We start from the raw sequence: 24,122 nt of genomic DNA, 5'->3' as shown, positions 1-24,122 counted from the left end.
GATATAATTTGGTCAGAAGTTACCGCAAAAATAAGGCAGCCTTTATGGTTGGTCGGCTATGGGTAAAAGGGTTAAAACTTTATGATTAAGGCTGCCTTATTTTAAGGTTTCGTCTCCGGGTTGATTTCTTTTTACTTTAACTAGATAATCATTCCCTGAATCGACAATGGCTGCCAGAGTTTTTTTTGACAATGAAGAGCATCAAATGTAAATACGACACCGGTTAAATCTAATAACTCAATTAAGTCTCGAACCACGGTTATTTCGCTTTCCTGTTTGTTTTCCATAATTTTTAGCCCTAAAACTAATCCTCTTTGATGAGAAAAAGCTGAAACACAGTTGATAAAGTTTTGTTGAGCATGATTGACCTTTGGTCACGCTACGCGATCGTAGTTAGTTACAGTATTTTTTAGACTCTTACCATCTAGGGATATCCATTCTGAAGAGGGAATCAGACTATATTGTTTACTCCATTGATTAAACACAAATTGGAGTTCTTCGTAATCTAAATTAATCATGACTCTTCTGATCGCTGAATAAGAAGGAACACGAGCACAAGGAATTTTAAGTCTACTAATTAATTCTGTGCGGTGGCGTTCCACAAATCTACCCAATTGTCGATAACCCCAATAACCACTCATCATCCCCATAATTATGATTAGAAGCACCAACCACAGAGGATGACGAAGACCATGAGGACTGCGATGATCAGGTATTTCCAAAAGAAACGTCGATTAAGCTTTTCTCCATGATGCATGGCATATAAAGGAAATTAGCCCAATTTTAGGGCTATTGCTTCACTATACAGCTTTTTACTCTATAATGAAACAGCCCTGGACTCCCAGGAGGGGAATGGGGAGATGGGGAGATGGGGACCCACCCCTAACCCCTCCCAGGAGGGGAATGGGGAGATGGGGAGATGGTAGACCGGCTTGTACACAAGTGGATGGATTGGCCGTTGGTCACGCTACGGGAACGGAAATTTAAGCTGATAGCTGATAGCTGAATACTTACGATAGCTGAATGCTTACCAATTTTTTTTATAAATTCACATAATATTCATTAAAAATATTTATTTAATTCATCCAAATTTCATAATTTTAAACTCACAATAAAGCAAAATAAAAACAAATGAAGAAAACCATTAGTGATTTGCGCTAATTACATCAAGGTAAAATCACAATCTTCATACTATAGGGTGCAATGAAAAATTAATTATTTTTTAGGGGAAATAAACATGTCTACTAATTCCACTAACACAACAGTTCTGACCTTCGATGAACTGCCCTTTCAACCCGTTGATGACCTGAGTTTCATGGGGGTCACATTTGATTTCAAAGTAGGTGGGGTAGATTCAACGGATGCCAATTATGCTTCCTCCGGTCCAGGCTCAATTTCCTTTGTACAGGATCCGAGTCTGGAAGGTAATGCCGCCGGAATCCTAACCCTTGACTTTGCTGCACCGGTTTCCGACCTTGAGTTTGGGGTGGCGCTGAGTACCTTTGCTACTCTCACACCTGGTTTTACAGTGGAACTGTTTGATGATGGCTCCACATTGGTAAATACGATCGCAGTCGATACTAGTTCACAGCCAAGCTTTACCGAGGCTCTGTTCTCCCTTTCTGATAGTGATACACCAATAGACCGGGTTGTGATCGATTTCAATGATGCCGCTGCTTTCCGCTTCGCCCTTGACAACCTTAGCTTCGAGGAAGCTGGTGTTACTCTAATCGGTACTTCCAACAATGACATCCTTGAAGGTGGCGGAGGTGACGATATTATCAAAGGGCTTAACAGTCAAGATACTCTTCGAGGCTTTGTTGGGGAAGACTACCTCGACGGTGGAGACGGTGACGATCAACTGTTTGGAGGGGACGGTCATGACACCCTCAAAGGTGGCAATGGTCAGGATACCCTCGAAGGCGGAGATGATGACGATACCCTGATCGGTGGCCCAGGAGATGACATTTTAACTGGTGGCAGTGGGCAAGATACCTTTGTCTTGTCAACAGTAGGCAAACTCACCATCACTGACTTTACCGATGGCGAAGATCTGTTGCAGTTAGATGGTCTGACCTTTGGTCAGATTTCGATTTTTGAACAAAATGACGATACCATAATCACCACCATAAATAATCAACCATTAGCTGTCTTGACTGGTGTAGATTCTGGTGACATTACAGAGGCAGATTTTGTGCTTTAATCTCCTGTTTTCTTAATTAATAATCCCTAAAATCGGCTAGGAAAGGGTAAAGGTTAAAGGTGAAAGGAATTTGAAATAAACCTTAAAAACCTTTACCCTTTTCAGCGACGACCAGGAATTAAACCCCGACGACCTTCCATTAGAGACAACTGCAAAAACTGATGCAGGTGCTGCACATGTGGATTATCTGGTGGCAATTCCAGGGTTTGGAGGGCTTGAGTGAACGGTTCTCCTGAAAGATAGAGCTTCCGGAAGACATTTTTTAGCTGTCTAATCTCACCGGTTGTCAGTCCAGCCCGTTTAAGACCGATTAAGTTAAGCGATCGCACTCGGGATGGATTCCCCTCAACTAGCATATAGGGTGGAACATCCCGGTCAATGCGACTCATCCCACCCACCATAGCTAGACGTCCAATGTGGACAAATTGATGAATCCCCAAGACCCCACTAATTCTCACCTGGGACTCAATATAAACATGACCTGCTATAGCAGTGCCATTAGCGATAATTACAGAATCTTCAATCACGCAATTGTGAGCAACATGACTATAAGCCATTAGCATATTGCCATTGCCAATTACGGTTGCTTCTCCCGCCCCGGTGGCTCGGTTAATGGTGACGTACTCTCGAATTAGATTATTATCACCAATTCTCACCCAGCTAGGAGCACCATCATACTTAAGGTCTTGGGGTTCCGAACCCAGTACTGCTCCTGGAAAGATTTGATTCCTGGCTCCGATCTCCATTGGTCCAGAAAGAACCACATGGGCACCAATGGTTGTTTCTGGGCCAACTTTCACATTATCTTCGATCACCGCGTAGGCACCAATCTGAACTGTCGGGTGTAGTTCAGCACCAGGATGGATAACAGCAGTAGGATGAATAAGTGTTGCCAATTTTCCAAACACCAAAGTGACCAATGACTAACAATACTGGCAGGTTAAAGGTTGCAGGTTGCAGGTTGCAGGTTGCAGCTTTAAGGTTGCAGGTTGCAGGTTGCAGGTTGCAGGTTGCAGGTTGCAGGTTAAAGGTTAAAGGTTGCAGGTTGCAGCTTTAAGGTTGCAGGTTGAAAGATTAAGGTTGACTGTTGCCGGTTTAAGGGTTAATGTTTAGTGTTCCAGGTTTTAGTGCTAAAATAGAACATTAACGTTTAACCTCCAAAGCCAAGTATTTCAACAAAATAACCTACCCTGAACCGAAGGCCAAAGGCAAACAACTAAATAAACAACTAAATAACTTATGCGCTACGCGCACGCTACGCGAACAACCAAATAACCTATCCTAAACCGAGGGGCAAAGGTGAACAACCCAATAACTTTCCTTTGCTCTTACTAATTATGTTTTAATCCACTATAGAAAACATAAGTTCGCCTTCTGCTGCTTTCTTACCATCAACAGTTGCAACTGAGTGCATCTTACCAAAACGACGGCGCTTGATGGACAACAGTTCCGCAGTCATCACCAGTTGATCTCCTGGCACTACGGGACGCCGAAAACGAACTTTGTCAATCCCTGCAAATACGAATAATCCATCAGGACTATCGGGCATTTGGGTTAATACAATCCCCCCAACCTGAGCCATAGCTTCGACTATCATCACCCCAGGCATCAACGGTCTTCCAGGAAAATGTCCTTGAAAAAAAGGTTCATTGAAGGTAACATTCTTGATACCTACAGCTCGTTTACCTGGAACATAGTCAATAATCCGATCAACTAATGCGAAAGGATACCGATGGGGGAGTAGTTTATGAATGTCTTCGACGGTTAGAACTGTTTTAGTCGATGAGTCATCATTGAGCTCCTGGGTACTTCCGGTAGAGTTATTTGGCGTGTTAACATCAGTCAGTGTGGACATAAGCGTACTTTAATATAATTACAGATTGCAGGTTTGTTTACTAATTTTTAAAGGTTCAACCTTCTTTGTATTTAACTTGCAACCCATGCGTTCAGCCAGCTTTTTGGCAAGTTGGACATGGAGATGGTGGCTAGCTTTATAGGCCAGGATGTGAGCGACAGGAAAACGTCCTAATAAACTCAAATCCCCTACTAAGTCTAAAAGTTTATGACGCACTGGCTCATTTGAAAATCGTAAGGGGGGATTAACCCATCCCTGTTGACCACAAACCAGAGCATTGTCCAAGCTACCACCTTTAATTAAACCGCGATCGCGCAGCTGGTCAATTTGATCAGCCAAGCCAAAGGTACGAGCTGGTGCGATCGCATCAGCAAAATTGTCCTGTTCTGGAGTCCAACTATACCATTGTTTACCAATAGCTGGTAACGCAAAGTCAATGCCATAGGTCAATCGAGTTTTGGGTGCTGGTAGAGCCGTTACAAAGGCATCTCCGTGATAAACCGAGACTGGCTCGTTTAATACAAAAGGAATAGGTGTTCTTCCTGAGGCAGTTAGGAGGTGAGGGGGTGTTAGGGTACCTCGAACTTGTCCGGGGGTAAAACTATCGTATGGTTTACCGTCGATGCCTTGAACCCCTGCTGCTACTACTCCCACCTCCTGGATAGCTTCCAGCCAAACCTTCGCCGAACCATCTAAAAGAGGCACTTCTGGACCATCAATCTCAATTTGAGCATTATCCACACCACTACCAGCCAGTGCAGCTAAAAGGTGTTCCACCGTACGAACGGTAGCGTTTCCATACTGGGTTGATGTGGAGAGTTCCGTAGACAGTGTGGTACCTGAAACTGCATCTATGTTTGCTGGAATAACCGGTTTACCTGGTAGGTCAACCCGCACAAAATATCGCCCAACTCCCGCAGCTGCTGGTAGTACCCTTACGTAGGTTGAAATACCGCTGTGCAGTCCGACACCAGAGCGTTCAAACATACCAGCCAAGGTGTAATATACTGAAGACATGTTTTTTGGTCAAGTTTCTATCAATAAATGCTGGAAAATTGAAAATTGAAAATTGAAATTAACCAATCACAAATCCCAATTAACAATTCACAATTAACCACTAACAATTCACAATTAACCACTAACAATTCACAATTAACAATTAAAACTTCTCTCCAATACCAAAGTGAAGACGACTGTCCCCTTCGGTATTCAAACCAAAGTCTACCCGAATCGGACCAAGTGGTGACTGCACTCTAACCCCAAGACCGTAACCGAGACCAGTACCGGGTAAATCTCTCTGCTCACCGGGTTCACCAGGAACAGAACCAGCAGAACCAAGGTCAGTGCCAGCGTCAACAAATAGAGCACCCCCTATGACTGAGAAAATTGGGAAGCGATATTCTGCAGTAGCCTGAAGGTAGCTACGTCCTGATGCTAGGTCTCCCTCAGCAAACCCCCGCACGGAGTTACTACCACCAACAATAAAAGCTTCATAGGGAGGTAAATCCCCCAAGATAGTGCCCCCTTGAATGTTAAAGGCAAGAGCCTGAGGTCCTTCGGTAAAGTTGGTGAATTCCACAGGGATATAGAAACTATAGCTACCTCTTAACCGATTCATTAAGATGCTGCCACTACCAATAGGAATAGATTGTTCCATGCCCAACCTGAGTAGGGAACCGTTAGTAGGTTGGGTTGTACTATTGCGTAAATCCCGCACTGCCCCTAACTGGACAGTAGTTAGGTCATCTTCACCACTGTCACTAAAGCTCAACAGTTCTCCATCTGTAGATTCAGGTCTAACATCCCCATCACTATCTTCAATGGCAACATGTTGATATTTCAAGCCTAGGGATGCTGTCCATTCTGACCGTTTAAATACATCTTGCGATAAAGGACGGCGAAAAGTCACTCCACCACCAGTGCGCACAATCCGGGGGCGGTCTCCATCATCATCATCATTAGGAACTTTAATATTATTCTCACCGCTGCCTCCATTAAAGACCAAGGAAATCGAGCGCCGTCGGAAAGCATTGACCGTGTAAGAAGTGCGGAAGGGGTCTCCTGCAATCCAAGGGTCTGTAAAGCTCAAATCGAACAATAGCTCTCGGGTTCCCAGCTGAAATTCTCCCCCTAAGGTCTGATTATTACCCCCTAGATTTTGCTGTTGATAGCTCACGGTACCAAAAAAACCACTGGCAGAACTCAGACCTGCACCAGCCGCAATCGAGCCACTACTCTTCTCAATCACATCTACTACTATCACCACCTGGCGTGGGTCAGTACCGGGTTCAAAGGAAAAGCGTACATCATCGAAAATCCCTAAACCAAAAACTCGCTGTAGGTCCCTTTGGGCTTTCTTCCGGTTAAATACACTACCGGATTTTAACTCCACCTCCCGGGTAATAATAAAGGGGCGAGTATTACCCCCAACCGGTTCTTCCTGGTCAGTCATTGATGGAAGTGGGTTGCCATTTTCATCTACAATCGGGTTACCATCTTCATCGAGAAAACGCACCTTGACAGCTTCAATCACCCCTTCTGCCACGACCAAGGTGACTGTGCCATCCGGTGTGACTTGCTCAGCATCAATCACTTGAGCTAGGTCATAACCTTCTTTTTTATACCAATCGTTTAATTTTTTGATTCCCTCTTGCAGGTCTCGCAGATTCAGGATTGAGCCATATTGCTCACTGAAGATTTCATTAATTTTTTCCTGGTTTACGATCCGTTGCCCTTCCCCTGGGGGTTCTGTTTTGACTGCAACCTGGCGCAGTACTGGGTTAGCTCTGACAATAAAGCTAATCCTAACTCCCAAGGGAGTATCTTCTGGCTGCACATCCACACTGGAAAAGAAACCTGTGGCAAAGATAGCATTCACATCTTCCTGAAGCTGAGAGCGGGTGGTTGCTCGTCCTGGTCGGGTTTTAATCACCCGATAAATTTCCTCTTCCAGTTGGGGAGGTGCGCCAGTAATCAAGACTTCTGCTACCAGTACTCGTACTTCTGAGGAGTCAGAAGGAGGTTGACTTGAGGGGGGCTCCAGTTGAGTGGGTTCCGGAAGTTGCGACAGTTGATCTGTCCCAAAAGGAGGTGTTAGTTGAGCACTCCCTTCGATGCTATCGATTGATAAAGGAGGTTGAGTTGAAGGGGGCTCCAGTTGAGTGCTTTCGGGGAGTTGGGACGGTTGATCTATCCCAAAAGCAGGTGTTAGTTGAGCACTCCCTTCTATGCTATCCGGTGATGGTTGACGTGGGTTTGGACTAAAGGAGGGTAACTCTGCGGCTGTTGAATCTACCGGAACCACTAGTTTAGTTGGTTTAGTGGGTACTGCCACCTGGGTTGGTGAAGAATTCGACCCACCAAGAGTGGTAGGCACAGACTGCACAACACTCTTGGTGGGTACTGCTACCTGGGTCGGGGAAGAGTGAATCACCGAGGTAGTCGTTGGTTTTGCCTGCACAGCAATTGTTTCAGGAACTGCTTGTAATGGTGTTTTTACGCCACTGGAATCCTGTTGGGGTGCATCCGGTAGGGACTGAACGGTTTCCCCACGGGTTGGTTTGGATAAACCAATACTGGCAGTAGCAGCGATCATTGCTGCTAACAAAGGAGATAAACGCATTGTGTTATTTGTTTTTGACACTTCCACACACCATTCCTATTGGGTCATTGGTCATTGGTAAACTCTCAGTAAGCCATTGATTACTGGTTGACGGAGGGCTAACAACTCCAGTGCCATAGGAGCAACTATTATATTAGTTATTAGTTGTCAGCCACAGTACCATGACTGAACACTTGACCTAAGCAAGCAATGCGCATGCCTGTTGTCTATTTTCGTTCGTCTGTGGTTATTTTTACCAATGTGCTGAATTTTTTTGGGTTACGGGTTAACGATGGCATCAATCCCGTCACTTGTTTTTACCCTGTGAGGTCTAGTCAGAGGCTGATTAGAGTTTGCTCTCAAGAATTTTTTGTAGCACTTGCTGATAGGCTTGTTCTACATTTCCCAAGTCCTTACGAAATCGGTCTTTGTCCATCACTCGACGCTCCGGATCAGTTTCGGCTTGGTTCCAAAGGCGGCAGGTATCAGGACTGATTTCATCGGCTAATAGTAGTTCTTCAGACGGGGTTAGACCAAACTCCAACTTGAAGTCTACTAGAGTAATGCCACACTGATAGAAGAAGTCAGTGAGAATTTGGTTAATTCGCAACGCTTGCTCAATCAGTTGGTTCAACTGCTCAGGCGTTGCTAGTTCCAGCAGTAGTAAGCGATCGCGTGTTAACAAGGGATCTCCTAAGTCGTCATTCTTCAAATAAAATTCCACTAAGGGCTTCGGGAGTACCCGACCCTCTGGTATTCCAGTTTGTTGACATAGACTACCAGCAGCAATGTTCCTGACTACCACCTCCAAGGGCAGAATTTTTACCTGTTTGACCAACATTTGGTTGGGAGTAGGACGGTCAATGAAGTGCGTAGCAATTGCCTTCTCTTCTAGGACTTTGAACAAATGAGATGCGATCGCACAATTAATCTCACCCTTCCCAGAAATCTGACCTCGCTTTTGGGCATTAAAGGCAGTGGCATCATCTTTAAAGTAAGTCAGTAGAATCTCTGGGTCATCGGTAGTATATAAGATTTTCGCTTTACCTTCGTAGAGTTTTTGATCAGGGGACATAATCAGTAAGATGATGGTTGACTGACAATATATTGACAGATATACCAGCCCTAAATGATTCGTAAAATATAGTGGCCAAAGCGAACGCGATCGCGTCGGCTGCGCCTAATCGCCCTTAAGGCAAGCCCAGCAATGATTTCAGATTTTTCATGTTTGATAACTGATTTAGGATTGCTATACATCTTGACAATCACATAAAATCAGAAATTTGGCGGAGCGTGAGTTATAATTTAATCAGTTAAGTTAAGGTTAGGTTAAGAAGGTCTGGTACAGGCAATAGCTATGGTAGATCCATCTGATTTTTTACATCCTCGCAGTCCCTATCACGGTCAGTTCAAGCCAGAAAACGTGGTTTTTAACGCTAATTTACAGGAATTTGCTCAAAGAGTCAGCTACATCTGTAATCTGGAAACTGCTGGTAAGCTGCCTCCAAAAGAGGCTTACCAGCAGATTAAACAACTCTGGAAAGAGTTGAAACAAAGCAAAAAGAGCCTGGGTATATAAAAGATGAAATACGTCATTCTTTACTTAGTGGTCATCGTGTAAACTCCATCCCAGGAATCATCAGGAGGATGATCACAATAGTTTTTAGCTCGGTTAATATGGAGCTTGACAGGCCGGTCATTTGGTTGTATTTCTAGTGCATCAGTAAAATACTTGAGTGCCTGTTGAAAGTCTCGTTTGATGTAAGCATTACGCCCTGCTTGATACAAATCCAAGAACCGTTTTCTGTTATCGCTAAGGGATACGTCGGTTTTGCCAATTAATTCATAAATCCTAACGGCTTGGTTTTTACCTTTGACCCGGATTTGATCTAACTCCCGCACCACAATGCGATCGCGGCACAAGTTATAGGTATACTCACTCAAGATAATGTCGCAGCCATACTCTTTGGTAACGCTTTCGAGGCGAGCACTTAGATTCACCCCATCTCCAATAACCGTATAGTCCATCCGTTTTTGGGAGCCGATATTGCCGGAAACCACTTCTCCAGAACTAATTCCCATCCCAATCCGGATTTCGGGTTGGTTATTACGGCTGCGATTGGAATTAAATTTTGCTAAGCGTGAGCGCATATCTAGAGCTGATTTGACAGCCTTCCAAGCATGATTTTGCAGGGGTAAAGGTGCTCCAAACACGGCCATCAAGGCATCTCCAATAAACTTGTCCAAGGTGCCATCGTGATTGAATACAGCCTCTACCATGGTTTCAAAATACTTGTTGAGCAACGATACCACCTCTGTTGCTCCGAGATGTTCTGTGAGGTTTGTGTAGCCCCGGATATCAGAAAATAGAATAGTTACTTCTTGCTTCTTGCCCTGCATTAAGGTATCTTCCCCGAGGGCTAAGACTTGATCAGCAACCCGTGGAGTCATGTAGCGATACATGGCTGTCTTCATACGCTTCTCACGAGTCATATCTTCTAAAACCACCAACCCACCTCGCACACTTCCCTCTGGGTTGAGCAAAGGATTGACGCTTAGGTTCAGACTGCGTTCAATTTCCTGAACTTGGTATTTTGACAAATAATAAGTAGATGAAGATTCCGTCTGGGGTGTTTCATTCCAGGGTACATAAACATTCGGGTCATCCCACTTTGGCATTGCCAGAACCATGGATGGTGACCCTTGTGAATCCCCTTGAGCAGGTTTATAGATACCAATCTTCAGAGTTTGCTCTGGCATATAATGCCGAGTCCCCGTAGCCAAGCTATCTTGCCAACGCCACTGGAGATTTTCAATCGGCACTACATCCCAGATGTATCGACCAGTGAGCTTAGACTGCCAGAATTTCCAATCGGGACTGCCTTTTCTACGATTAGGACCATCTAGAAACTTGATAGCTGCATCATTAATCATCACAATTCGTCCCTGCATGTCAGTGGAAATCACTGCGTCGGTTAAACTTTGCAGGATATCTTGCTGATATTGCTTTTCAATCAGGACGCTTTCAAACAGTTGGGCATTTTCCAGAGCTATGCCTGCCTGAATATTAAACGCCCGCATAAACTCTTGATCAGAGCTGGTAAAGTATCCTTGGTGCTTGTTGATTAACTGAGTCACACCGATTAATATATTTTTGGAGTTAAATACCGGCATACAAAGGATACTTTGGGTGCGATAACCGGTTTGTTTGTCAGTGTTCGGGTCAAAACGCTCGTCTTTATAGGCATCTGGAATATTGAGTGGCTCACCAGTGGATGCTACATAACCAGCAATACCTCGGTTGGCTGGTATTCTTATTTCTATAGTGTTTTGTCCATCCGCTGTAGCTACCTTACTCCAAAGTTCTTTGCGATCTTGGCATAGCAAAAATAGGGTGGAGCGGTCTGCTTGCATGAGATCCCGAGCCTGCTCCATAACTACACCTAGGGTTTCTTCGAGCTTAAGGCTCTTTCCCAGAGACTCAGTTGCCTTGAGCAGAGCAATCACTCCCCGTTGGTTGCGAGCTGCCTGTTGAAATGATTGGCAGGCTTCGAGGATGATGCCAAGGTCGTCGGCAAAGTCCTGAAATTGCTTTTCGTCGGTACTGTCGAACGGCACACCGCCAGTTTTATTGAAAAAATTTATAACAGCAACCACCTGGTTATTGCTATTAAAAATTGGCATACACAGGAGGCTTTGGGTACGATAGCCAGGGATTTCGTCAAATTCTGGGTTAAATAGGGGATGATGGTAAGCAACTGACGTATTGAAAGACTTGCCAGTGGCAGCAACATGACCGACAACACCCTGATTGTGGGGAATGCGGCGTTCTATTGTTTTGTTCGTGTGACGTTGGGGAATGTTTGCCCATAGTTGACCTGTGTCGGTGTCAACCATGAAAATAGTGGCTTGGTCTGCCTGTAGGACTTGACCAACTTTTAGGGTTAAAGCCTCTATCACCTGCTCTAGCCGAGTTTCCAGAGCCTCATTGTTGATCAGTGCGATCGCTCCTAGAAACTGTTGGAAATCAGCAGCAAAGAAATCTAACCAGCAGCTAAATTGAGGAATGGATAGGGTTTTGATGCGATCAATCAGATTGCTGGTTTGTGAGGGTTGAGTTAACTGAGATAGTGTAGCGGTAACACTACTGGTGTTCCGTCTTGTCATACTTTGTCTGCTCCTGCCTTTGGAGGCGCGTGAGGGCAAGTCAACTGGGCAGATAAGAATTGCTGCGTTGATAAGTCTTCTAGCGTCTTTGACTTCAAAAACATGAATTGACACCCTGGTTATAAGTAGATCTGAGGATATCCCGATCCTGATTACAAGTTTGACATATCTCTCCAGTAAAAATTAGTACCCTAGGGGGTACTTTCTAGACTATAGGTTTCCCTAAAACTGTTAAGGATTGTACAATTACAATAGTTAAGTTTTCGATAAGATTTTGCAATAAAGTCAGTAAGCTCAACCCCATTACGCCCCCTGAGACCCTCAAACCCTTCCTTGACATGTTCCCTATGACTAGGCATAAACCCTTGAATTAGGCAGGCTTAATTAGGCCTTAGGTGATTAAAACTTCACACCTAACACCTAAAACCGCTACTGGTGTCAGACCTTTGGGATGCTTACCTCAATGTCGGGAGGAGGATGTGGTTGTCTATGAAGATCTGAAGATACAAAACATGGTCAAGAATCATCATTTGGCTAAGTCGATTTCTGATGCAGGTTGGTATCAATTCACCCAATGGTTAGAATACTTTGGAAAAATCTGGGATAAAACTGTGATATCGGTCAACCCCCACTTCACATCTGCCGATTGTTCTAACTGTGGTTATCGGGTAAAAAAATCCCTCAGCACCCGGACTCATAAATGTCCTCGTTGTCATCTATAAATCTGTCGTGATCCCAACGCAGCTCTCAACATTTTGAAGCGGGGATTAGAGGTTTTAGGTGTTGAATACAACAGTACCCTAGGGCATAGGGAAACTGCTGTTAATACGGAAATGCCCAGGCGTGAGTTCGACCGCTGTTGATGAAGGGAAACCTAATTCAAGAAGTTGTCTGATTGAACCTTGAATCACATATTGTGAGAATCCCCCGTTATCATCTCCGATTTAACGGGGGAGTATGTCAAGCAGCGGAAGACATGGATTCGGAAAACACGATTGCCTGGTAGTAACGTTGCAATTGGCGTGTAGCAGCTGACCAACTCCAGCGTTCAGCTTCTGCTCTAGCATTGCGGCGCAGAGTTTCCCGTTCCTGCTGTTGTGCTAAGAGACGCTGGGTTGCTGCGATCGCTCCTTGCTCATCTGCTGGATCGTATAAATACCCATTCATCCCATCGGTGACAATATCTGGAATCCCTCCAGAGTTGGCTGCTACCACGGGACAACCTGCTGCCATCGCTTCTAGTAAGACTAGTCCTAAGGTTTCTGTCCGAGAAGGAAAGATAAATGCATCAGCAGAGGCAAAGGCAGAGCCGAGGGTTGTACCGGTAAGGTAACCTACGAAATGAGTCGGGGTTCCAGCAAAGTGTGCTTCTAGTTCCTTACGGTGGGGTCCATCTCCTACTAATGCTAGGCAAGCGTTGGGAATTGCTTCTAGCACTAGCTTGATCCGCTCAATTTCTTTTTCAGCCGAAAGACGCCCTACATAAAGGAGTATGGGGCTGTCTGGATTTCCTTGGGAAAGATGCGATCGCATTTGGGATGAAGCTAACTCTGGTTGGAACGTTTCCGTATCCACACCTCGCTGCCACAAGTCTACTCGCTCAACACCATGGTCTCTTAATTCCTGTACCATAGCATTAGAGGTACACAAATTCAGCTCAGCTTGATTGTGACTAACCTTAATTAACTCCCACATAACTCCTTCGAGCATACCCAATCCGTAGTGCTGGAGGTACTGAGGTAAATGGGTGTGGTAGGAGGCAACCAAGGGAATATTCATCACCTTGGCATAATACAGACCTCCCAACCCTAATACTGCTGGGTTTACAACATGGATCAAATCTGGTTGAAACTCTTCTAATACCCCACCAATAGAGGGTCGTGGCAGGGCTAGCTTTAATTCGGGATACAAGGGTAGGGGAAAGCCAGAAACACCGTAAATTTTGGCTCCTTTGTAGGCTTTGAGTCCCCCTTCTGGGCATATAACTAGCACTTGGTCACCGTTACGCTGCAAATGTTCCACTGTGTGGCGCAACCGGGTCACGATGCCATCAACTTTGGGTAGAAATGTTTCAGTAAAAAAAGCAATTCGCATAATTAGTGATTATTGATTAGTCATTAGTTATTATTGATTAGTCATTAGTTATTAGTAGTTTATAGTCCGTTGATCCAACTTGCGTGACCTTACTCGCTAAATGTATCAGGTTTGGGGGACTTGTTGGGCATGAGATTAGTTTATAGGTATTAGAACATTGGTCATGGTGTTAATGGATTCCACCAAGCCCTTAACCCTAAGGTGATCGGTTTCGCTATAATATTTGCAGGCAGTTAGTATGGAACCTTTTTTGAAGTCAAACCGCCACGGTAAGAGTTAATTCTATAGTTCAGTCAATTCTGGAGTTGGGATCAGCACTTCTGACGCGAAGCTAGTCCTAGGTGCAAAATGAAATGCTCCAGCAATCGAACCCCAAATTAGTTCATCGGTTTCGGGGTCACGTCCCCTGTCAAGACTAATCAATGTTTCTTCCATTACTTCAAAGCTACTATCGAGATAGGTTTCTTTGTTATTGCGCACCACCAAGCAAGCTTTACCTGGTTCTACTTCGGCTTTGAAGCTGTGACCAGTCCAGGTAACATTGAACGTGCAACCAGGAAGCTTCTCTAGCTGTTGGGCACTCAGGGATTTTAGACGTTCTAAATCACGGGAAGCTCCGTATAATAGTTTTTCATCCTGAACCTTGTAATTTTCGATTTTGATTTGCCCGTCTAGCTCAACAATCTTTAGTACCCGCACTCGGTAGGGGGTGTTGAGCATATAGTCATAGGCTTGCTCAAGGAACAAGCTACATCCATCTAGCACTGACCAAGGTAGAGGACGCATGCAGACGCGGATGTGAGCATACAATGGTGGATTCTCAAACGCCTGCTCTTGGTTACTAAAATCAGCTGCCATCCAGCGAGCTAAAGTAGCGATATCCGTAGAATGAGTCATTACCAGAAGTGTTGAACTTAGAATCAGGGAACTTCGGATGAAGTAGTGTTCGATGTAGTTGGTATCTTTACCGAAAAAAGCGGGTCATTAGCCCCGTCCTAGAAGGACGGTCAACTTATGCTATCATAAGTTTATCGTTGTCAATCACGATAAACATGATCGTCTACGAGATGAAACTGCAAGGAACACAAGCCCAGTATAGGAGGCTAGATGAAGCCATCCGTACTGGTCGTTTTGTTCGTAACAGCATTATCAGAGCATGGATGGATGGTGATGTTAAAAACCGCAACGATGCCTATAGCTACTGTAAGGTGTTGTCGGACAATCCAGAATTCCCCTGGGTCAGTCGATTAAACTCAATGGCTCGACAGGCACACGCAGAAAGAGCTTGGGCATCAATTGAACGGTTCTATCGCAATTGCAGGCAGAAAGTTCCTGGGAAGAAAGGTTTTCCTCGGTTTAAAAAGTCCCAAATTCGAGCATCTGTTGAATACAAAACAACAGGGTGGAAACTTTCGGAAGATAGACGTTATTTAACATTTTCTGATAAGTTTCAAGCGGGTAAATTCAAACTCTGGGGGAGTCGTGACCTACATTTCTATCAACTCAAACAAATTAAACGAGTAAGAGTGATTAGAAGGCATGACGGATACTATGCCCAGTTTCTGATAGACCATACTAGAGAGGAGAATAAAGAACTCACAGGAAAGCAGACAGGACTAGATGTTGGACTTAACTTTTTCTACACTGATTGTTCTGGTGAACAGATAGATAACCCTCGGTTTTTGAGAAAAGATGAAGCCAAAATCAAGAAATTGCAACGTCGTTTATCAAGAACCCAAAAGGGAAGTCAAAACCGCAAAAAAGCCATAAATAGATTAGGTAGAGCCCATCTTAAGGTTTCACGCAGACGTAACGATTGGGTTTGTAAATTAGCTCAACACGTCATCCAGTCTAACGACTTGGTTGCCATTGAAAACCTACGGATTAAGAACTTGGTTAAGAACCACAAACTAGCCAAATCGATTAATGATGCAGCCTGGTACAAGTTTAGAGAATGGTTAGAGTATTTTGGGAGAGTTTATGGAGTGCCAGTGATTGCCGTTGATCCGGCATATACTTCTACCGATTGCTCAAATTGTGGTGAGAAAGTTGTCAAAACTCTCAGCACTCGAACTCATCGATGTCCCCATTGTTGCTATAGGGCAGATCGTGATAAAAACGCTGCAATAAATATTCTTAAATCTGCACTGAAACAGCTTTCAAATACCGTCGGGCAGACGGAAATCAACGCCTCTGGAGAGATTGATCTCTGCTTAAAAGGGGAAACTCAATTAAGTAAGTCAGCTCGTCGAAAGAGGAAGCCCAAACAGTGATGTTTGGAATCCCCGTGCTTTCATGCCGGGGAGGATGTCAAAATACATGGTCTTGATTCAGTCGCTTATGGTTTGGGTTCTGCATCAAGACCAATGGCTAAAACCTTTAGTTGACAAGCACCCATCATGACCCTGATCCAAAGTTCCCTATTCCGTATTTCCTGTGCCCAGCGCTATAGCTGATAGCTTACTGGCGAGAGCTTGGGAATACCTCTGGTTTTTTTGGGCGTAAGCATTCAGCCGTGAGCTTTTAGCTCACGCTACGCGAACAGCGGTCAGAGGCAAGAGGCATGCATGCTAAAGTTTACTACAAGAGGTTTTCAGCTTGTATCAATGTCCTAACTTTAATGCGTAGTGCTATAGCACCTCAAGTAGCGTGCGCATTAGCTGATAGCTGATAGCTTACCTTTGGGCTATTTAAAACCTTTAATCCCAAACAACAGAAACTGTGTCACCTGAGCCTCACTAAAATTGTTATCACTCACCAAAATTAAACTCTGAGTGCCATCACTCAAGCGCGGACCAAGGGTCATTCCCTCTAAATTATCTAAGTAAATCCCCAATTCACTCAAATCCAACAACAACTTTTTTTGCAGTGGCTTAATCTTGGAAACATTACCCTTGAGAGTAGCAATTTTGGTTGTATCAGTTGCTCCACCCATCACCACTTGATAAAGTTTGGCACTAAATCCAAAGAAACCATAGGTACGCTCCAAACTCAGAAAATGTCCTGCGGTATCCACTGCTAATAACTCAGTCAAACCGTGAGAAAGGGTGTTAGGGGGGTCTGGCTCGAGTAAGTAAAGATGTTCACTAACCAGCATTGGAGGAGTAACGTCTCCAATCAAATAGTGCAACCAACGAATTCCCGCTGCTTGTTCGGTATCTGCTTCTGGCTGGTCTTGGTGTAGGGAGTACTCACTGGCACTAAATAAGCGAAATGACTCTTGCCCACTTGCTGCAGCTAGGCTGATCGGTTCTAAGGTCAATGCCTCAAAGCCTAAGTTATCCTGGATACCATTACTGACTGTTTCTAGGTCAGTGTCATTCGGTAGATAACGCTGGGGAATTTTTAAATTTTGCAACTGTTGTCCTGTTACTATATCAAACTGCCGAATGAATGGAGCAATGCCTTGATTAGTAGCCCCTTCACTAGAGATAAATACAGAATCTTTTCCAGACCAAGCAATCCCTTCTGGATCCAGGGTACCCCTTACAAAGGTTTCTCCATTTTTATCTTTAAGAAAAGTGACATCTTCCACTTCTACGTTTTCAATCCCTATGTTTCCTGTATCGGTGGGATTGAAAGTTAGTTTTAGGGTGTAGAATCGAGCTGGAGCTAATCGAGAACGATCATCAGAAACCGCTAAAAAGCGATCGCGTTCCCGATCATAGGTCAATCCTGACAACCCTCCCACTACTGTATTTTTGAACTTCGTTTGGGGGAGTTGATACTCCCCTAAGAAGTTCACGGAAAGGTTGAGGAAGGTGCGTTCCTCTGCTGTGATGGCTGGTAAAAAGCTACAGGTAGTGGTCAGGCTACCCAGGAATATTATTACCACAACCCATAGCATCGTTGATATTTTTTTAGGTTTTCTTAACATTAGGTCAGTTGAGCAGTACCTTAACTTACTTGTATTATTACTTGCTTCGACCAGAAGTGTTGATTGTTATAAATTATGTCTAAAAAAAAGTACTAAGCTGTCTACCTATTGGTGCTATTTAAAAATTAAATTATGATCGCGTCATGTTTTTAAAACAGTTTACAAAACGAGTCTTGGATAGCTTAACATCTCTCCATAAAAATTACTACCCTGTCTCTTGATGCAGTCGCTCATGGTGCATATCATATTTGTTAAAAAGAAGGTAATTGTGGGAAGTTTCGGAAGTTGTAGAAGTGTGAAAAGTATGATATTATTATGATAATTTTGCCTAATTTAATGCATTTAAATGCACCCTTATGCCTTCTGCAATCTGCCTTCGATACACTTTTATTATGGGTATTGAACCGGACTTGATATAAAATCATAATGACCGAACAATTGGCAATAATTTGACTAGTTTACGACATGTCTATTACAAACATACAAAAACTATTCACCAGATTGGAACCAAATCCAAAACAAACCTTGGCAAAACATCATACCAATTTTTTTTTAGGCATTTTGAAGTTAAGCTGTTGCGCATTTAAATTGGATATTATTCAGTTAGCAAAAAACCATCAAACCCTCTCCCCTGCTACCATTCCTCCCTTACTAAGGGCAGGGCTGTTTCATTCTTTGGGATAAATTCTCAGGTCAATAGGCGTGAAAGGGATGAAACCTTGAAGAGGGTAGCCTTATTACAAAAACTGTAAGCATTCAGCCATCAGCGGTCAGCGGTCAGCCCTGAGCCATTCCCGTAGCGTGAGTCTTGGCCCAAAGCTAATAGCACCTCAAGTAGCGTGCGCGTAGCGCATTAGCTGATAGCTGATAGCTATTAGCTGAATGCTTACCAAAAGCTTAAACCTGTTGCCCATAACCTGCCGACCATAAAGGCTACCCTCAACTACTGTAACTTCAAGGGAAGTGGGGTGCTGGGGAGAGGGTATTTTTAAGGTTAAAAATACCTAAGGTGCGCTTTCCGCATCTAATTATTAAATTCGCCACACCGCTATCTCCCTATCTCCCTATCTCCCTATCTCCCCACCAATCACATTTTAGTCCGACAATGAAACAGCCCTGGCTTACTAAGGGGGGTTAGGGAGGATTGATGCTCCCCTGCTATCAGAAGCATGGAATTTAAATGAAGACCAGCTTAAGGCTCTGCCTTGATATCTGGAAATCGTGACAAATCCTGAAAAAAAGGGTTATAATATCCCTGTGAAGACAAAACATTGATTAACCCTAACAGGTTGATTAACCTTGAGGAATTTACTTAGAATTGCAGAGGGAATGGTTTGTAGATTGTTATCGTTAATCACCCAGAATGTCCAGTTTGTTGTTTTTTGTTGGTGGTTAGTAGAGGCGAACAGCTGTTCGCCCCTACAGTAGTTAGTAGAGATCAACACACTCTCACTAACGACTAACCACTAACTTGTTTCCCAGATTTGATGTAACCTCTACATAGACATACTCCAGCCGCACTGGCTGACGAGCAATGGAATCGAGGGGAATCCCATCAAAACAAGCAATAATATCCTTCAGGTCTAAAGACTCTGGTAGCCAAAAGGCTAAATCATTTCCATAGCGGCGATGAGTAAAGCCTAATTCCTGGGCACGAGCGATCGCTTGTTCTTCTTGAGGGGTGTCTACTACCACAATTTCTTGAGCGGGAATCTTTTGCCGTAACTCAAGCAAACTCCCCTCTGCCACAATCCGTCCCTGTTTAAGAATGCCAATTCTGTGGCAAAGACGTTCTGCTTCATCAAGGGAATGAGTCGTCAGCAAAATAGTAATTCCCTGGCCCTGAAGACGTCGAATCAAGTCCCAAATTTCATATCGGGCTTCAATATCTAAGCCTGTTGTAGGCTCATCTAAAATAAGTAATTTCGGCTGATGCACTAGAGCAACAGCAATATTCATCCGTCGCTGCATTCCACCACTGAGGGTTTCCACTGGACTTTTTGCCCGCTCTAATAAATTTACAGCAGCAAGGGCAGCGTAAACTTGTTTAGAGCACTGCTGACCATCTAACCCATACAGACGAGCAAAAAAATACAAGTTTTCTTGACAACTAAGGGTTTGATACAGTAAATTGTCTTGGGGGGCAACCCCAATCAGCTTTTTCGTTGCCTCGGACACTGGTTGGTTATTGATTGCGATCGCACCACTATCCGCTCGTAGTAAGTTACAGATGATATTGATAGTAGTTGTCTTACCCGCACCATTGGGTCCGAGTAAACCATATATTTCTCCTGCTGGAATATTTAGGCTTAAATCCCGCAGAACGTTTCGATTACCGTAAGACTTACTTAATTTATGGATATTTAGCACTAGTTAAACCTTGAGCAATACTAAGGCAATTTAATCAGACTTTTTTTACGATAATCGGATGATTTTATAGGAGTACTAGCTAATAGATAACTGACCCGACTATACTTGAGTTTATTTTTTTGTGCAAACCTCCTCATTCTTCAATGGTTTAAACTAGGTTACCCTGCACAAAAATTCCGTGGGTAATCACAATCTTCTCTCTACCCGAACCATCCCCTGGTATGACAACCATCCGACTATCACCATCACTGAGGCAAAGCCAAACAAAAACCAGAAATGAGACTCGATTTCCACCAAACCCTTCCCATCAGCCCATACTCCCAGCAAGGCTTCGTTCATATGATAAATTGGGTTAAACTTAGCGATTTCCAGTAACTGTTCCGGAAACAAAGCAGTTGGTAAAAACGCACCCCCCAAAATTAATAGAGGTACACCGAAGGTTCCCACTAAGGCATTAACGTCCTCAGTCCGCCGCGCTAATTGAGTTCCCAGAAAAAATCCCACTCCCACATAAGCAATAATACTCAGGAAAATAATCAATACCCCTAGCAACACGGAACCTTGAAACCTTGCCCCCAAAAATGCTGCTATGGTATAAACCACTAAGCCTTGACCTGTACCAATGCAGCTGTGAGCCAAAAAAATTCCTAAGAAATAGGATATGCCGCCTAATGGAGAGATAAATAAACGCTTGAGCATGTGCTGTTCTCGTTCTGAGACTACTGTTGCCACGCTACCCCCCAAGCAGCTAAAAAACAAAGCAGCACCCACAAGAGTAGTTGGGGCAGCCCGTTGAAATGCTTCTGCGGTTGATAGCTCAGCCTGTTCTGCCATAATCAAACCGTTGAGAAATAGCACAGTAATTGGAAAAATACTCCAAAATAATAGGCTACGCTGCCTTCGCCATAGTTCAATCAAGATTCGCTGTGCTACAGCACAGGTTTCCCGCCAATATTTTATAATTATCCTGTGTGCCATTTATCATGTGGTAATTATTACTACTTTCAACTTTCAACTTTAACCCCATATTTTTGTGTTTAGATTACCTATCGTCTATTGATAACAAACAAGGTATCCAGGTCTCTAAGATAATAAAGGGCAAAACAAGCTGCTAACATTTGCCAAGCGGCAAAAAATAGCAAATTAGTATCAGTAAATAGGCTTAGATATTGCTGATAGGATGAGATAGTTTATATCCCATGAAATACTAATACGCTACCATAAGTCCATCGTTTTTTCCACTAAGAGTAAAAATCCTAGGATGATTACTAGCTGGATAGCGCCAATAAGAATAAAAATGCTGTTACCGAGTCCACTAATAAAGTAAAAGTTTTCATAGACCGCAGCTGCATGTTCAGGACGCACGAATTTATCGATTGTCCACATCAGCATTACTATAAAAACACTGAGGCGCAGTAGAAACAAAACTAGGGGAATTCGATTAGATGCTCTCATGGTAGTTTCAGAAATAATAGATCGCAAGTAATAGATCGGATAACAGAATGATAGATCAGATTATATAACACTACGCATTTAGATTAGGACATTCCTAAACTCCGAAATATAGTCATAGCTTACTTCTGACTTCTGACTTCTAACTTCTGACTTGCGCGTAGCGCTATATCTGGTAGCGTCGTTATTTTATACCTAGGCATAATGAACCATCATGGTAAGCATTAAGGTATCAGCCGTTAGCCGTACCCACTATGAATCCATGACTTTCTTGACAAAGTATAGTTCCTAGTTGTTTTTGAAAAATTACTGTTGACTGGGATTAAACAGTATCAGCTAGTAGCAGGGAAACTGCCACCGATGAAGTGGACATCACTGAAGGTTTCGATCCATAAACGAGCTCCACAATCGAGTGGATTATCTGGCTGATAGACAATCCGACACGGACCAATGATTTCGATCTGATTGCCGTATAGATTGTTGCCGCTTCGTTTTACTGAAATCACTGGCAGCCGGTCTTCAGGGCTTTTGTGGTTATTGGAGCCAATGCGATTGCGGTTGACATTAATCTTAGCCAAAGCAGGAGGACGAGTAGTACGCCATTTGCCTTTTGGTCCACGGGTACCTTTCGTGATTTGTGGCAAATCGTTGAACAGAGGAATAATCCAGAATTTCCCACTTTTATAGGCACCCCGAACCCGACCCTTCTCTAGGAGTTGGCGCAATCGCCGAGAAGAAATACCTAACAGAGATGCGGCTTCAGTAGTACCAACGTGCTTACTCATTGAGGAGACTTGAAATAACTATTCCGATACTAGTATATAATAAAAATTGACCAAATAACAACTTCCCTTAAAGAAGTGATATCGTGTCCAGTTGTTTCAATAGTGTTGAAGGTTGTTCGCGTAGCGTGGCCGAAAGGCCAAGGTTTAATAACCGGGTTACCTGTAACCTAAAAATAGGTTGAAAGTTGTTCGCGTAGCGTGGCCGAAAGGCCAAGGTTGTTCGCGTAGCGTGGCCGAAAGGCCAAGGTTGTTCGCGTAGCGTGGCCGAAAGGCCAAGGTTTAATAACCGCCTAACCTGTAACCTGTAACCGGGTCACCTGTAACCTGTAACCAATAACCTGTAACGGGTTAACCAGATTGCGATCGCGTTTGCTAAAATTCTGCTAAAATCATTTATTGAAAGTAAATTAACCAGCACCCTTAATCATAAGGATTGCTAAACAGCTCAAATCCTTAATTCCATCACTTAATCAAATTAGCCAAATCTCTCGGAAACCGAAAAGCTTTCGCGGCTACTTTAGCTGATTAGCCAACAGCCAGGGTTAGCATCTAGAGCTAGCATCTAGAGCTAGCATCTACCACTAGCATCTACTTAAACCATCCTGATACCAGGGAATTTCTACCGTAATTACTACCGTATGTCATTTAACTGTGACATGCTCCCTCTTAAGAGGACAATCAACAGGAAAAAACTACCCTCTTAATGGCCTAGTCATACCCAAATTCCCTGATGACCTGCCAGTATGATCTGCTGTCTTAATCCCGATTGCCAGAATCCCATTAATCCGGATGATAACCAGTTTTGCCAAAGCTGTGGTAACAAACTAGTACTCCTGAAAAACCGCTATCTTCCGATTCGACCCCTCGGAGATGGGGGCTTTTCCAAAACCTATTTGGCAGAAGATAGGGACAAATTGGATGAACACTGTGTGATTAAGCAGCTAGCGCCCCAAATTGAGGGAACGAAGGCACTCAAGAAGGCACGAGAATTATTTGAGCAAGAGGCCAAACAATTGCAAAGGCTGGGACAACATCCCCAAATCCCTACCTTGCTAGCTTACTTTGAAGAAGATCAGCGCTTATATTTGCTCCAAGAGTATATCGAGGGGAAAACCTTAGAGCAAGAGTTGGCAGAAGCAGGACCGTTCAGTGAAGACAAGATTAGGGATGTTTTATTTGAATTGCTAACTATTCTCAAGTTTGTCCATCAACAGAAGGTGATTCACCGAGATATTAAACCAGGTAATATCATTCGCCGTCCTGCTTCGGCTCAAGGATATGAAAAAAAGACTGAGCTAGTATTAATCGATTTTGGGATAGCCAAGCAATTGAGGGCTACGGTCATGGCTAATATCACTGGCACCACTATCGGTTCCTTTGGCTATGTGCCTATGGAACAAATGGAGGGAGGTAAAGCCTATGCTGCTAGTGATTTATACAGTTTGGGCACGACCTGCTTTCATTTGCTTACTAATGTTCATCCTTGGGATTTGTGGAAGAAACAAGGCTATCGCTGGGTAAATAGTTGGCGAAAGCATTTAAAGCAACCGGTGAGTGAACAATTGTGGTGGATAATGGATCGGCTGCTCCCAGAAAGCTATCAGCACCGTTATCAATCTGTAGACCAAGTCTTGGAGGTGTTGGAGCTTCAGTCTGCGCCCCCGGCTAATCCCTCTAAATCAACCTCTAAGTATCACGAGTCCTTTCTAAATTTTTTA

General features: G+C 43.7%; 20 protein-coding genes and 1 pseudogene. 6 read left to right on the top strand and 15 right to left on the bottom strand.

All coding sequences use genetic code 11. The features are described 5' to 3' along the window. Positions 1–140: 140 nt before the first annotated feature. Both F6K51_RS27510 and F6K51_RS27505 read right to left on the bottom strand, forming a co-directional pair. Complete coding sequence (locus tag F6K51_RS27510; protein ID WP_293026113.1) at positions 141–287, bottom strand: hypothetical protein; 147 nt, start codon at positions 285–287, stop codon at positions 141–143. Positions 288–374: 87 nt separating this feature from the next. Then, positions 375–722 (bottom strand): transposase family protein, encoded by a 348-nt coding sequence (locus F6K51_RS27505; protein WP_293026111.1) that lies wholly within the window; start codon positions 720–722, stop codon positions 375–377. A 100-nt stretch (positions 723–822) separates the two neighbouring features. On the opposite strand from F6K51_RS27505, the gene F6K51_RS27500 reads away from it, so the two are divergent. Then, a complete protein-coding gene (locus F6K51_RS27500; protein WP_293026109.1) occupies positions 823–987 on the top strand; it encodes a hypothetical protein in 165 nt (54 codons plus the stop codon). A 250-nt stretch (positions 988–1,237) separates the two neighbouring features. Continuing rightward, entirely contained in the window at positions 1,238–2,203 is a 966-nt protein-coding gene (locus tag F6K51_RS27495) for a hypothetical protein (protein WP_293026107.1), read from the top strand. 101 nt (positions 2,204–2,304) lie between these two features. On the opposite strand, the gene lpxA is transcribed toward F6K51_RS27495, so the two are convergent. The 5 genes from lpxA to purC all read right to left on the bottom strand — a co-directional run bounded on the left by lpxA (position 2,305) and on the right by purC (position 8,734). Then, on the bottom strand, positions 2,305–3,099 hold the full coding sequence (gene lpxA / locus F6K51_RS27490; protein ID WP_293026105.1) for an acyl-ACP--UDP-N-acetylglucosamine O-acyltransferase: 795 nt from the start codon (positions 3,097–3,099) through the stop codon (positions 2,305–2,307). 446 nt (positions 3,100–3,545) lie between these two features. Next, positions 3,546–4,058, bottom strand: a complete 513-nt coding sequence (gene fabZ, locus F6K51_RS27485) for a 3-hydroxyacyl-ACP dehydratase FabZ (RefSeq protein ID WP_293026103.1) — start codon at positions 4,056–4,058, stop codon at positions 3,546–3,548. Between the two features lie 18 nt (positions 4,059–4,076). Continuing rightward, positions 4,077–5,075, bottom strand: a complete 999-nt coding sequence (locus F6K51_RS27480; protein WP_293026101.1) for a UDP-3-O-acyl-N-acetylglucosamine deacetylase — start codon at positions 5,073–5,075, stop codon at positions 4,077–4,079. A 142-nt stretch (positions 5,076–5,217) separates the two neighbouring features. Further along, entirely contained in the window at positions 5,218–7,680 is a 2,463-nt protein-coding gene (locus F6K51_RS27475) for a BamA/TamA family outer membrane protein (RefSeq protein ID WP_293026117.1), read from the bottom strand. Positions 7,681–8,005: 325 nt separating this feature from the next. Next, on the bottom strand, positions 8,006–8,734 hold the full coding sequence (purC, locus tag F6K51_RS27470) for a phosphoribosylaminoimidazolesuccinocarboxamide synthase (protein WP_293026099.1): 729 nt from the start codon (positions 8,732–8,734) through the stop codon (positions 8,006–8,008). A gap of 282 nt (positions 8,735–9,016) precedes the next feature. Between purC and F6K51_RS27465 the strand changes: the two genes are divergently transcribed. Then, on the top strand, positions 9,017–9,238 hold the full coding sequence (locus F6K51_RS27465) for a hypothetical protein (RefSeq protein WP_293026097.1): 222 nt from the start codon (positions 9,017–9,019) through the stop codon (positions 9,236–9,238). A gap of 20 nt (positions 9,239–9,258) precedes the next feature. Here F6K51_RS27465 and F6K51_RS27460 read toward each other — a convergent pair whose 3' ends face one another. Beyond that, complete coding sequence (locus F6K51_RS27460) at positions 9,259–11,826, bottom strand: GAF domain-containing protein (protein WP_293026095.1); 2,568 nt, start codon at positions 11,824–11,826, stop codon at positions 9,259–9,261. A gap of 476 nt (positions 11,827–12,302) precedes the next feature. Between F6K51_RS27460 and F6K51_RS27455 the strand changes: the two are divergent. After that, positions 12,303–12,689: pseudogene (locus F6K51_RS27455) on the top strand (transposase); the annotation flags it as partial. A gap of 97 nt (positions 12,690–12,786) precedes the next feature. Here F6K51_RS27455 and F6K51_RS27450 read toward each other — a convergent pair. Together F6K51_RS27450 and F6K51_RS27445 are read right to left on the bottom strand one after the other, a co-directional pair. After that, the gene (locus F6K51_RS27450; protein ID WP_293026093.1) at positions 12,787–13,920 is read right to left on the bottom strand and encodes a glycosyltransferase family 1 protein; all 1,134 of its coding nucleotides are present in this window, start codon (positions 13,918–13,920) and stop codon (positions 12,787–12,789) included. Between the two features lie 282 nt (positions 13,921–14,202). After that, positions 14,203–14,817 (bottom strand): chromophore lyase CpcT/CpeT, encoded by a 615-nt coding sequence (locus F6K51_RS27445; RefSeq protein WP_293026091.1) that lies wholly within the window; start codon positions 14,815–14,817, stop codon positions 14,203–14,205. Positions 14,818–14,972: 155 nt separating this feature from the next. Here F6K51_RS27445 and F6K51_RS27440 point away from each other — a divergent pair, with 155 nt between their 5' ends. Continuing rightward, positions 14,973–16,193, top strand: a complete 1,221-nt coding sequence (locus tag F6K51_RS27440; RefSeq protein ID WP_293026116.1) for a transposase — start codon at positions 14,973–14,975, stop codon at positions 16,191–16,193. Positions 16,194–16,606: 413 nt separating this feature from the next. Here F6K51_RS27440 and F6K51_RS27435 read toward each other — a convergent pair whose 3' ends face one another. From F6K51_RS27435 to F6K51_RS27415, 5 genes are all read right to left on the bottom strand, one after another. Beyond that, the gene (locus F6K51_RS27435; RefSeq protein ID WP_293026089.1) at positions 16,607–17,767 is read right to left on the bottom strand and encodes an esterase-like activity of phytase family protein; all 1,161 of its coding nucleotides are present in this window, start codon (positions 17,765–17,767) and stop codon (positions 16,607–16,609) included. Between the two features lie 1,482 nt (positions 17,768–19,249). Further along, positions 19,250–20,167 carry an ABC transporter ATP-binding protein gene (locus F6K51_RS27430; protein WP_293026087.1) on the bottom strand — a complete coding sequence of 306 codons (918 nt, stop codon included), beginning with the start codon at positions 20,165–20,167 and terminating at the stop codon, positions 19,250–19,252. A gap of 186 nt (positions 20,168–20,353) precedes the next feature. Next, complete coding sequence (locus F6K51_RS27425; protein WP_365940271.1) at positions 20,354–21,145, bottom strand: ABC transporter permease; 792 nt, start codon at positions 21,143–21,145, stop codon at positions 20,354–20,356. Between the two features lie 237 nt (positions 21,146–21,382). Then, the gene (locus F6K51_RS27420) at positions 21,383–21,622 is read right to left on the bottom strand and encodes a hypothetical protein (RefSeq protein ID WP_293026085.1); all 240 of its coding nucleotides are present in this window, start codon (positions 21,620–21,622) and stop codon (positions 21,383–21,385) included. Positions 21,623–21,951: 329 nt separating this feature from the next. Next, positions 21,952–22,404 (bottom strand): helix-turn-helix domain-containing protein, encoded by a 453-nt coding sequence (locus tag F6K51_RS27415; protein WP_293026083.1) that lies wholly within the window; start codon positions 22,402–22,404, stop codon positions 21,952–21,954. A 743-nt stretch (positions 22,405–23,147) separates the two neighbouring features. Here F6K51_RS27415 and F6K51_RS27410 point away from each other — a divergent pair. Beyond that, positions 23,148–24,122 (top strand): serine/threonine-protein kinase (locus F6K51_RS27410; protein WP_293026081.1); only part of this gene is annotated, 975 nt, incomplete at its 3' end.

The sequence above is a fragment of the Moorena sp. SIO3I8 genome, from assembly GCF_010692325.1.
Taxonomy (GTDB): Bacteria; Cyanobacteriota; Cyanobacteriia; order Cyanobacteriales; family Coleofasciculaceae; genus Moorena.
The sequence above is the reverse complement of the archived record's forward strand: the minus strand, read 5'-3'. Positions and strand labels throughout refer to the sequence as shown.